This window comes from Psychrobacter alimentarius (assembly GCF_001606025.1).
Lineage (GTDB): Bacteria > Pseudomonadota > Gammaproteobacteria > Pseudomonadales > Moraxellaceae > Psychrobacter > Psychrobacter alimentarius.
In genome coordinates this window covers 3,172,748-3,184,675 of the sequence record NZ_CP014945.1, presented here as the reverse complement: position 1 = coordinate 3,184,675, position 11,928 = coordinate 3,172,748, and the positions used below count along the sequence as shown (strand labels likewise).

Here is an 11,928-nt window from a genome sequence, read left to right as displayed (position 1 = left end):
CGCCAATCGTCATCATTGTTCATGACCTGAGAATACGAGTCATAAAATCTCCAATTGTATCGATATTAACGAGTATTAAATGAGTTGGCAATAAGGTTTATAATCATGGATTACTAAAAGTAGAAATAAAATATATGCTAAAAATAATAACCATAAAAAAGCCCAATCACCAATGATGATCGGGCTTTTCTTTATTTTCAGTGAATACGCTATCAGTGTCGCTTTGATTTTTTACCAAATATCTTAGCGAACGTTGTCATTTAGCGTAATCATAGGCTTGGCTAAGCGATACTTTGAAGCGGCACTTCTTGCGCCCATAGTGGCAGCAATGAAGGTCAACAACGTACTGATTAACCAAAATAGACCACTATATAATGCTGCTTTACGGGCAACGTCTTCAGCTTGCTGTAGTCTTTGCTCAGCTGCTTGTCTTGCTTCTGCAATCGTCTGCTCAGTTTTCATTTTGTATTCGTTAAATGACTGTTGAACTTCCGTACGAACCTGAATCGCTTCTGCTTCACTCAAACCTTCTTGTTGCAAACGAGCGATAAATTCAGGGCCTTCTAAGGTCTGTTCAATAGATGCCATACGTTGTTTTGCATAGTCATCAATATTGCGCCATGTGTCTAGATCAGTGAAGTCCATTTCAGCAACTTCATTTTTAGTACCATTTACGAGATCTTCGACCACACGACTGGTCGCTGCAACCTGCTGTTGATCTAAATTTTGCGTGTTTTTTGCAACCATAGCTTGGATATCTTGTTCGCTGATATCACCTGATACGCGCTGGTAAATCTCTTGTGCTTTTTGTTGTACGCCTTCATTTTGTGACGCTTGACCAGCGGCTGCTGTACCAGCGGCAGCAGCGCCACCAGCTGTTTTAGCGACTGTACTCACGGTACCACCTACGACATTACCTGCTGATGCCAAAATACCAGTGGCACTACTGAGTGTGAAAAAAGTGGTCAATAAGACGATTAAAGCCGCTGTCAACATACCCGTTAGCGTAGCATCTTTTGGGTCAATGTCTGTACCATCACCAAATAGGGCTTCAGGCGCTGAAAACTTGATCGCAAAATAACCTGCCACAAACGCACTGACCAATGCTGTAATAGCTGCATAAATACCACCAGCAATACTAGTACCTTTTAAATCAAACGGTAAAAATGAGCTGAGTACCAAAGCGAGAGCAATCATCGCCATGACGACAATCATTCCCATGACCAGACCGGCGATGACACCGCGCCACGATGGACGACGTTGAGGGGTATAAGTAGATAACATAACCATTCCTTTTAAAAATCACTAATTATTCGTTATTTGTTTAGATTTTTTACTATATAGACAACAAAATTTTTTATAAATTCGTTTTTGCCAAATATTATCCATAGTGAATATAGGGCAATCATAAGGAAAAATTATTGAGATTAATAATGCTGTTGAGTAGGAAAACACAAGCATTTTGTAGTGGATTGTTAAACTAGGTGAAAAAATCGACGGTATGTAAGAACGTGTAAATCACCTAAATGAGGTGCTTATACGACTATTGACAACTATGGACAGTCGTCTAGGAAATTAAAGAGAGGTAAAATGGTAATGTACAAATTTAAGCCATAAAAAAAGCCCAGTCACAAAATATGTGACTGGGCTTTTTAGTGTTCGCTTACTAGTCTTATCTGATGCAGAGCAAAAGTGCTAATAAGTGACGCCGAATAGTGGCGTCCCCAGGGGGATTCGAACCCCCGTTACCGCCGTGAAAGGGCGGTGTCCTAGGCCTCTAGACGATGGGGACGCATAGAGTGTCATAACCAATGGTTATAACGGTACTTCACAATATCAGATAGCTTATCTATTAATAGAGCAAGCCTTGCCTAGGTGCTGATACTGTTCTACTAGCGAGTATTTATGATGACGTTTCAGTAATACTGAGCGTTGCTATAAATAAGTATGGTGGAGCTAAACGGAGTCGAACCGTTGACCCCTTGCATGCCATGCAAGTGCTCTACCAACTGAGCTATAGCCCCTCGCTAAGAGTGAGCACATTTTAGGGAAGTAAGGGGGGTCTGTCAACACTTATTTTAAAAAAAGTCATAAATATGCAAAAAAAAGTATTTTAGCCTATTTCAACTGCTCGATAAGCTGAAATTAGCGTGGATTTTGCTTGAGAGCGATCTCTTTAATGGCTTTATCGGTGTAAAACTCTTCTTCGCTGCCATCAGAAAAAATAACGGCACCGCATTCAGTTGGCATATATTGACCACCCTTTTCTCGGATTGTTCTTATACCTTTGAAGCCAATGATGTCATATTCGCCTAATTTATCTAGATTATGCTTGGTGTAGCCGCAGTAAGTGCTGTATATCCATTTTAAGTCTTCAAAATCCTGACCCTCTGTCAGAGTAAGTTTTGCATCATAAAGCTCCTTTACGATGGCATCATAGTATTTCTGTGCTTCTTTAAGCGTGTTAAATACATAATCTTTACTTTCTATCGTGACGGTTTTGGCTGCCATATTTGTTTCCAGTTAAAAGGTTTGATAAAAGATGTTTAATAATCTGAGGGTAATAGTTATTAACAACGAAAAAAGGGTCAGAGATGGCCTGACCCTTTTAAATACGACAAGTTCGCTAATTGATTATTTAGCAGATAAATTATTCAGTAGCTGCCAAAAAGTCTGGCAACTCTGCTGCTTGCTTCTCTAATTTTTTCAGTTTCTTTTTGCCAAGACCGCCCAGTACATCAACAGCGTGGCGCAAGCGTGTCAGGGTCATATCAGCACCAATTATCGCCATAGAGTTCATGACGGGCGTTGATGACGTGCTACCAGCAATCGCGATAAAGAATGGCGTCATAAAGTCACGCATCTTAATATCAAGATGGGCTGCAAGGCCTTTTAAAGTGGCATAAATATTTTCTTCTGACCACGTTGGTAAGGTTTCAAGCTGCCAAAGTGCCAATTGTAGCGTCTCGACGATTTGCTCAGGCGTAAGCGTTTTATGTGTGAAGCTCTCAGCAGTGATCTCAGGTAAGTTTTGGAAATAAAAGCCACCCCAGTTGACGGCATCAGATAATAGCTCAATACGTGGTTGAATCGCGGCGGCGATAGCGGTCAATTTATCGCTATTGCTTGCCCACTCAAGGATTTTATTTTTGAGCTCTTCAGGCGTGAGGGCGCGTAGCCATTCGCTATTGACCCAGTTGAGTTTTTCGATATCGAAGATAGGGCCGCCAAGTGATACACGCTGAATGTCGAAGCTTGCAATCATCTCATCTAAGGTGAATTTCTCAGCTTCATCGGGCATTGAGTAGCCCATACGACCAAGGTAATTGAGCAATGCCTCAGGCAATACGCCTGCATCACGATAGTAAGTGATGGAGGTTGGATTTTTACGCTTAGACAGTTTTGATTTGTCAGGGTTACGCAGTAGTGGCATGTGGCAAAGCGTTGGCATCTCCCACCCAAAATACTCATAAAGCAGTTGATGCTTGGGTGCAGAGTTGAGCCATTCTTCACCGCGCATCACATGAGTGATTTCCATCAAATGATCATCGACGACGTTGGCCAAATGATACGTTGGCATACCATCGGTTTTTAGCAGCACTTGCATATCCACTTGTGTCCAAGGAATCTCAACCGTGCCGCGTAACATATCCTGAACCTGGCAAGTGCCTTCGGTTGGTACACGCATACGAATGACGTGTGGTTTGCCCTCATTGACCAGTTGCGCCGTTTTCTCCGGGGCAAGGTGGGCACAGCGACCATCATAGCGCGGCGTCTCGCCATTGGCCATTTGCTCAGCGCGCATAGCGTCTAGCTCTTCACTGGTACAAAAACAGCGGAATGCATGATCCTTTTCTATTAGAATCTCAGCGTGCTTTTTATAAATATCACTGCGCTCGCTTTGGCGATAAGGGGCATGTGGGCCACCGATATCTGGGCCTTCGCTCCAATCCAGACCGACCCAATGTAGGGCGTCTAAAATCATTTGTTCAGACTGTTCAGTCGAGCGAGTTTGGTCAGTGTCTTCGATACGCAAAATAAACTCACCGCCATGCGCTTTGGCAAAGGCTAAGTTAAAAAGAGCGATGTAAGCTGTCCCTACATGCGGAAAACCAGTAGGTGATGGGGCAATACGAGTACGGACAGGACGCTTGCTGTTAGTAGTAGATGGTGTCGAGGTTTGCATCATAAAAATCTCAGAATATGGTTATTAAAGAAAAGTGACAAATAAAACGATGAATAAAGAAGATGACTAAAAAATACAGGTGAAAGAATAGAAGTCAACGTGAAAAAATAGCGTAAAATATGCCGTTAGTATAACAGACAGACGGGATATTTTTAACGAAAAGCCCGTCTAGCGCTTGACTACCTGCGTATCCTTGCGATAATAATGCTCAGTAAGTCATAACTTGTTTATTTTCATCTGATTTTTTACTATTACTGGCCAATATGGTCATCATCTACTGAGTTGTTTGTGTCCCTATCAAAGTCTAAATCAAATACCAACGCCAATCCTTCCTTAGTCACTGATCATTCTGAGTCAGAGGCCAGTCCGTCTGCTGTCGAAAAACATACGGATCACATGCTGACTCAAGCGTCGATTCAAGACCCAGCCACATCAGACGAGGTGGATTTTGTCCACGATGCTGTGCTACTGCCAGAAACCGTCGCAGCGGTATTGGGTGTCAAATCCTTACCGACGCAAAAAGATGAGTCAAAACCCCAAAAAAGCTTACAAGTAAGCGGCGTCTATGTGGATGCAACGTTTGGGCGAGGTGGTCACAGTCGCTTACTACTCAGCCAGCTTGCAGATGATGCGCGGTTGATTGTCTTTGACAAAGATCCGACTGCCATCAGCGTTGCCAACGCACTGGCAAGCGAAGATAAGCGCATACACGTGGTGCATGATAGTTTTGCGACATTGACAACCAGTTTGGCAGCTCTCGGTATCACACAAGTCGATGGATTGATGGCGGATTTGGGTATTTCCTCTCCGCAAATCGATGACGGTAGCCGAGGTTTTAGTTTTATGCGGGATGGCGCAGTTGATATGCGTATGGATACCAGTCGTGGTCAGTCAGTTGCAGAGTGGCTTGAGTACGTTGATGAAGAAACCTTAGCCAATGTATTGTATGAATTCGGCGAAGAGCGCCATAGCCGCCGCATTGCCCGTGCTATCAAACAAATGGAGAGCTATGACTCAACGCTTGCGCTGGCAGAGGTGATTAAAGTGGCGCATCCTAATTGGCAGCGCGGCAAACATCCAGCCACGCAAAGCTTTCAGGCCATGCGTATTTTTATCAATAATGAGCTTGGCGATGTTGACGACTTTTTAGCACAAAGCATACCGCTTTTAAAGGCAGGTGGGCAGCTGGCAGTAATCAGCTTTCACTCATTAGAAGATCGTCGTATCAAGCAGTTTTTGCAGCGTCATAGCAAAGGTCAGTATCCAGAAGATGAGAATTTGCCGATGCCGCCCAAACGGCCGCGTTATTTTAGTAAACCCAAACGCGTGGGCCCGAGTAAGGCTGAAACCAGTCGAAATCCGCGCGCTCGAAGTGCTTGGTTACGAATGGCAACCCGTACAGACAGTGATTATGTCATCGACAATGCGCCATAAAGCGTCAGTCAGTTCATTGACGTAATGGACAGTTGGTTTTTTATGAGTTGTATATGCCTAAATGTTTCAATGATTACGCTGCTGTTAAAAAGCTGTAAACATTATCTGCTAGGCTCAGCGTTTACTTTTGTATTTGGCTGTATATGAATTGATGGTGCGGATAGCTTATGAGGGTTGTTAACTCGTAACTGATTATCGCTTTTTATATTTTTAAGTTCACTTTTTTGAGATCGTCATGGCAATATCTGACAAAACTACAAACCGTCGTGCCACAATACCCCCTAATGCCGATATTGGCGAGCTATTTGTGCGCCGATTTAATATGGTCAGTATTTATGTCGCCATATTATTGCTGCTGGCGGCGGCTATTATTTGGAGTGGAATTAAAACTGCCGAAGGCATTCAGCAATACCACCAGGATTATAAAGCTTTGCAAGACATGAAAAAACAAGAGAGAAAGCTACAGATCGAACACCAGCGTCTATTGATTGAGCAGCAAACGTTTAGTGCAACACCGCAAATTGCCAGCCGTGCCGTTGCTGAGCTGGGTATGTTCTCTCCTATGCTCGAAGATAAATTGATTATCCAACCAGGCGTGGCAGGCGTAGTAGCACCAGCCGAGACGACAGAATCTACCGAGGTGGCGACCAATGATTCAGATATCGTTGGCGAAGGACGAGTAAGCAATGTACCACCTGTTGTGCCTGCGGAGACTGGGTCTGCCGAGACAAGTGATGTAACATCTGAGGTTGCTCCAAGCGATGCCGACCTAACGGAGGCAGGACAATGAGCGACAAAAAACCCAATACCAATAATAGTAAAGCTGCCTCAAAAAACACCAGTAAAAAAGCTGCCAGTGGTAAAGTTATTAAACCTTTGCGCCGTACCAATGCTGCTAAATCTGGTCAAGCAGGCGGTAAGTCCGATCCTAAAGCCACCAATAGCCGTAAAGAAAGATTATTTGGTCGTCTCAAAAAAGATGATGAACAGGGCGCCTATACCAGTGTCAAAAACCAAAAAAGTAAAAGAGGGTTTTTGGGTAAAGCGTCTGGCGCCTCTTCTCGTGGCGGCTTTGAGCAGGATAAAAACCGCTTTCGCATGATTTGGGTCATCTCCTTGGTGATTTTGGGTTTGCTCATCGCCCGTGCTTACTATTTACAAGTTGCCAATGCTCAGTTTTATCAAGACAAAGGCAATGAGCTGATCACTAGTGTGCGTACGCAAAAATCCTATCGCGGTATGATTACCGATCGTAATGATTTACCATTGGCCATTAGTGCGCCTCTTGCGACCGTGACATTTAGTCCGCACGATTACGCACGCGAATATTATGAGCTCAAACGCATTATCCTGACCAATCCTGATAGTCCAAAGTTGGTCGCGCGTATGCAAAAACGCTTAGACAATATGGATTTAACCAAATTGGCAGCGGCGGCTAATATTTCGGTCGATGAGCTAAAAAAAGTAACTGCCATTGATACCAGTGTCGATGTGACAGATGAAGAGGCGGTCAAAGCTGCCCTACCAAAGGGTGCTGGCTCTCATTATCTGCCCCTTTTGAACAAGGTAACGCCAGAGATTGCTCAAAGCGTCAGCTCGCTTGATTTCCCTGGTGTCTATGAGAAAAACTTCTTCCAGCGTTATTATCCACAGCCGCAACCAAACTCTCAGCTTTTGGGTTTTATGGGGCAAAACTCTACCGATCCTGAAGGTGGTTACGAAGGACGCGCAGGGATAGAACATCAATACGAAACAGATCTGTCAGGCTCAGACGGTAAAGTCTTGGTACTCAAAGATGCCAAACAAAACAGCCTAAAAGAGCTAAAGCAGATTGAACCTGAAATTGCTGGCAAAGATGTGGCATTGACCATTGATTCACGCTTGCAGTATTTGCTTTATAAAGAGTTAGAAAAGGCAGGACGTGTCCAAAAAGCGCGTTGGTCTACGGGTATGATCGTCGATGTACAAACGGGTGAGGTACTGGCTTTATCTACATGGCCATCATTTAACTCCAATAATTTGAATGAAATGACGGGTGAAAATCAGCGTAACCGTGCACTCCTCGATGTTTTTGAGCCAGGTTCGGTGATGAAGCCGTTTACCGTTGCGACAGCCTTAGATTCAGGTAAGTATACGACGACCTCTTTGATTGACACCAATCCAGGCTCTATTCGTGTTCGTGGTTACACCATTCGAGATCACAACAATTTGGGTCGTATTAACTTGGCAACCTTGTTACAGAAATCCAGTAACGTGGCGTCAACCAAGATTGCTTTGTCGCTACCACCCGAAGCCATCACCAATATGCAAAGACAGTTTGGTTTTGGCAAAAAAACACCGCTACAGTTCCCAGGTGAAGGTAGTGGGCTTATTGTCACACCAAAAGAGAAAGAGACGTCAAGACGGGCGACAGTCAGTTATGGATATGGCCTACAAGTGACGCTGGCACAAGTAGCACAGGCTTACTCAGCACTGGCTGCAGGCGGCGTTATGCATCCATTGACCCTCATCAAAGATGACAAGACCAAGCCGAGCAAACGTATTATGGCTCATGAGCAGGCGATGTCTATTGTGCAGATGATGGAGAGTGTCACCGAAACAGGTGGTACGGCCAAAGCCGCCGCTATTGATGGCTATCGGGTGGCGGGTAAAACAGGCACATCGCGCCGTATCAACCCAGAGGGTGGCTATTATTCGGATCAATATCGTAACGTCTTTGCCGGTATGGTGCCTGCATCAAATCCAAGATTGGTGGGTGTGATGTTGATTGAAGACCCACGTGGTCAAATGTACGCAGGTCTAACTGTAGCACCCGTTTTTCATAATGTGATGAAAGAAGCACTACGTTTATATAATGTGCCGTTGGACAAACCGTTAGAAACGAAAGCCAAGTAGGTATTGGTAGTCGGTTTTTAAATGTTTAGCCATTCATTCTTTGATTTGTTTTAACTGTTTAGGATTTGCCAATGACCGTGTCTACTTCATCGCTAAACCGCACTACTGTCACCTTGCAACAATTGGCCGAGTCCAGTAATAAACATAGTTTGCAGCAAACCCTAACAGCGATGATCGCCGCATCCGCGCAGCCTCCATTGGCACAGGCATTATCGACACAAACTCGCCGCAATCAACAAGACTCAATTGCGGCTATTCCCTTCCATCAGTTTTGTTTGGACAGCCGTCAGCTCAAAAAAAATGATGTGTTTGTCTTATTAAAAAGCCAAACACTACACAGTCAAAAAAGTCGTGATTATCTGATACAAGCGGCTAACAGTGCCGCATTTATCTTATCTGAAATCGATCCTATTGCTTTACTGACAACAGCCGATATGAATACTTCTTCATTAGCAGATAATTTGCAATCGGTTGCACAGCAGCAACTCATCGCGCTGCCTTGTCCTGTCTTATACGTGCCTAATATTAGAGATTTTTTGGGCGATTTGATTCAGGCGTATTTGCAGTATCAGCAACCAGTGATTTTGCCAGCAATTGTAGCCGTTACGGGCACCAATGGTAAAACCACCATCAGTCAACTGGTCGCGCAATTGGCGCAATTGATGGGCATGAGTAGTGCCGTCATGGGTACAGCGGGCAATGGTAAGCTTGGAGCGTTGGTGCAAGCCAGCCACACGACAGGGGATGCGTTAGCCGTTCAACAGTTCTTATATCAAATGGGGCAAGAAAATGCTGATCTACTGGCGTTGGAAGCGAGTTCGCACGGTCTTGATCAACAGCGCTTACAAGGCATGCCGGCGTCAGTGGCGATTTATACCAATTTGAGCCGTGATCATTTGGACTATCATGCGGATATGGCAGAATATGCTGCTGCTAAAGCTAAGCTGTTTGATAAAACGCATTTTCCAGAGTTGACCCATGCCATTATTAATCTTGATGATGAGCATGCACAGATTATGCTAGATATGGCGCATACCAGTGCTTTAACCGTCTGGACATACAGTCTAAACCCTACTAAAAACGCAACCTTTGTCGCCGCTACTATCAATCCGAGTTTACAAGGGGTTGAGATTGCTGTGCGCTATAACGTCAGTAATAATACTGGTGATGTTCATCTTGATAGTACAGATGCCAATCACGACCAAACCAACACCATCACTGTCATAAGTCCATTGTTAGGTCGCTTTAACGTGGCCAATTTGCTAGCAGCCATTGCTGCAACAGTGGCGATTGGTACTGACATTGACCATGATATCGAGCGTATCGCAGCCGTTGTACCGCAGTTACAAGGCGCTGTTGGGCGCATGCAGCGCGTACCATCCAATGAGGGTTGTTTTATTGTGGATTATGCGCACACGCCTGACGCTTTACAACAAGTACTCGCCAGTCTTAAAACCCATTGTGATGGTCAGCTATGGGCGGTATTCGGTTGTGGTGGCGACCGTGACGCTGGTAAGCGCCCATTGATGGCGCAAGCGGGCCTGGCAGGTGCGGATCAAATCATACTCACAGCGGACAATCCTCGTACTGAAGATCCGAATATAATTTTGCAAGACATGCAAGCTGGCATGAGTGCTGAGCAATATCAGCGTACGCATATCGAGCCTGCACGCCAAAAAGCGATTGAGTACGCTGTTCGACAAGCCGCCGCCGCCGATATTGTAGTCATCGCTGGTAAGGGACATGAGACCTATCAAGAAATCAATAACGTGCGTTATGATTTTGATGACAGTGTTGTCTTACAAAATGCACTTCAGCAAGCGGGACGAGTATAAATCATAGCGGTTGCAGTTGCGTTTTAATTTTTTCTAGAACACGCCCAGTACATGCAAGTCAGTACGTTCAAATCAGTACATTCAAATATAAGAAACAAGTAGTCATCATATAAGGTAACCACTATGACAGCCGACAACGATAACACCATCCAGTCACAAGGGCTGTATGTTTGGCAGGCAGACAATTTGCTTGCGGCCACACAGTCGCTTAATGGACATTGGCAACTACCAGAAGTCCAAGTAAATGCAGGTCACGCAGAGTCAGCAAACCACGGAGCAATCAGTAACCGCATTGCCACTGATACGCGTACCATAAAAACGGGTGATATCTTTTTGGCATTAAGTGGCGACAATTTTGATGGTCATCATTACATCAATATGGCAGCATCAAAAGGGGCTGTCGCCGCTATCGTCTCTCGTCCTATTTCTACCAGTATTCCACAGCTGGTTGTGAGTGACACACGATTGGCGCTTGGACAACTGGCCGCTTATCGCCGTCAGCAGCACAAAGATCTGACGGTAATTGCCATCACAGGCTCTAGTGGCAAGACGACTTGTAAAGAGATGCTTGGTAGCATTTTTGGTCGATTGGCACCCACATTGATTACCCGTGGCAACCTAAATAATGATTTAGGTGTGCCGATGATGCTCCTTGAGTTATCAGATCATCATCGTTACGCTATTTTAGAGCTGGGTGCCAATCATATTGGCGAGATTGCTTATACGACTGAGATTGTCCAGCCTGATGTCGCTTGTATCTTGAATATTGGCACGGCACATTTGGGTGAGTTTGGCAGTCGTGAAGGTATTTGCCAAACCAAAGCAGAAATCTATCACACCTTAACAGACACGCAGTTTGCTATCGTTCCTGATAAAGACGATTTTACCAACCAGTTACGCCGTATCGCTGAACAATATACTTCACATGTTATCGGGTTTGGTAATACCGATGTGAGTGCCAGTCATTTGGACGTAGAGCCTGAACGCAGTGAATTTAAGCTACATATCGGTAACCAATTGCATGACATCAATTTGCCACTCGCAGGCGAGCACAATGTCAATAATGCGCTTGCTGCTGCTGCCTGTGCTCATGCACTAAACATTGATGCAAAAGATATCGTCATTGGCCTTGAGAATTCGCGCCCTGCCAAAGGTCGTTTGAACAGCCAGCTGCTTGGTATGCATCGCTTGATCGATGATACTTATAATGCCAATCCTCATTCGGTACGTGCCGCTGCAAAAGTATTAGCCGCGCAGACGGGTATACAAGTCATGGTATTGGGTGATATCGGCGAATTGGGTGAGGCGGCAGTGAGCGAACATCAGAGTTTAGGTCGTACCATTGCGACCACGGGGATAGATGTATTGCTTTGTGTGGGTGAGTACGCGCCTTACACAGTGGCAGGGGCGCAAGAGATTGCCAATATCAATGCACATGCGTTCGCTGATAAAGACCATTTATTACAATATTTGCAGCCGTATTTGCAAGCGCAACAAGCCCAGACTTGTACCGTGTTATTCAAAGGCTCTCGTTCCATGCAGATGGAAACCCTTATCAATGCGCTAGTCGAGGAGTAG

General features: G+C 44.8%; 8 protein-coding genes and 2 tRNA genes. 5 read left to right on the top strand and 5 right to left on the bottom strand.

What is annotated here, in order from left to right; translation table 11 throughout:
• Positions 1-243: 243 nt before the first annotated feature.
• The 5 genes from A3K91_RS13190 to gltX all read right to left on the bottom strand — a co-directional run bounded on the left by A3K91_RS13190 (position 244) and on the right by gltX (position 4,189).
• Complete coding sequence (locus A3K91_RS13190) at positions 244-1,284, bottom strand: hypothetical protein (protein WP_062845679.1); 1,041 nt, start codon at positions 1,282-1,284, stop codon at positions 244-246.
• A gap of 432 nt (positions 1,285-1,716) precedes the next feature.
• Positions 1,717-1,792 (bottom strand) — tRNA-Glu (locus A3K91_RS13185).
• A 156-nt stretch (positions 1,793-1,948) separates the two neighbouring features.
• Positions 1,949-2,024 (bottom strand) — tRNA-Ala (locus A3K91_RS13180).
• A gap of 121 nt (positions 2,025-2,145) precedes the next feature.
• Entirely contained in the window at positions 2,146-2,511 is a 366-nt protein-coding gene (locus A3K91_RS13175) for a hypothetical protein (protein WP_062845678.1), read from the bottom strand.
• Between the two features lie 139 nt (positions 2,512-2,650).
• Positions 2,651-4,189 carry a glutamate--tRNA ligase gene (gene gltX / locus A3K91_RS13170; RefSeq protein ID WP_062845677.1) on the bottom strand — a complete coding sequence of 513 codons (1,539 nt, stop codon included), beginning with the start codon at positions 4,187-4,189 and terminating at the stop codon, positions 2,651-2,653.
• A 393-nt stretch (positions 4,190-4,582) separates the two neighbouring features.
• Here gltX and rsmH point away from each other — a divergent pair, with 393 nt between their 5' ends.
• The 5 genes from rsmH (at position 4,583) to A3K91_RS13145 (ending at position 11,928) form a co-directional block, all read left to right on the top strand.
• Positions 4,583-5,620: a 16S rRNA (cytosine(1402)-N(4))-methyltransferase RsmH gene (gene rsmH, locus A3K91_RS13165; protein WP_062845676.1), complete on the top strand. Its 1,038-nt coding sequence runs from the start codon at positions 4,583-4,585 to the stop codon at positions 5,618-5,620.
• A 235-nt stretch (positions 5,621-5,855) separates the two neighbouring features.
• On the top strand, positions 5,856-6,410 hold the full coding sequence (ftsL, locus tag A3K91_RS13160; protein WP_084387360.1) for a cell division protein FtsL: 555 nt from the start codon (positions 5,856-5,858) through the stop codon (positions 6,408-6,410).
• A complete protein-coding gene (locus A3K91_RS13155) occupies positions 6,407-8,515 on the top strand; it encodes a peptidoglycan D,D-transpeptidase FtsI family protein (protein WP_062845675.1) in 2,109 nt (702 codons plus the stop codon). The genes ftsL and A3K91_RS13155 overlap by 4 nt, the downstream gene beginning before the upstream one ends.
• A 71-nt stretch (positions 8,516-8,586) precedes the next feature.
• Positions 8,587-10,350 (top strand): UDP-N-acetylmuramoyl-L-alanyl-D-glutamate--2,6-diaminopimelate ligase, encoded by a 1,764-nt coding sequence (locus A3K91_RS13150; RefSeq protein ID WP_062845674.1) that lies wholly within the window; start codon positions 8,587-8,589, stop codon positions 10,348-10,350.
• Positions 10,351-10,473: 123 nt separating this feature from the next.
• Complete coding sequence (locus A3K91_RS13145) at positions 10,474-11,928, top strand: UDP-N-acetylmuramoyl-tripeptide--D-alanyl-D-alanine ligase (protein ID WP_062845673.1); 1,455 nt, start codon at positions 10,474-10,476, stop codon at positions 11,926-11,928.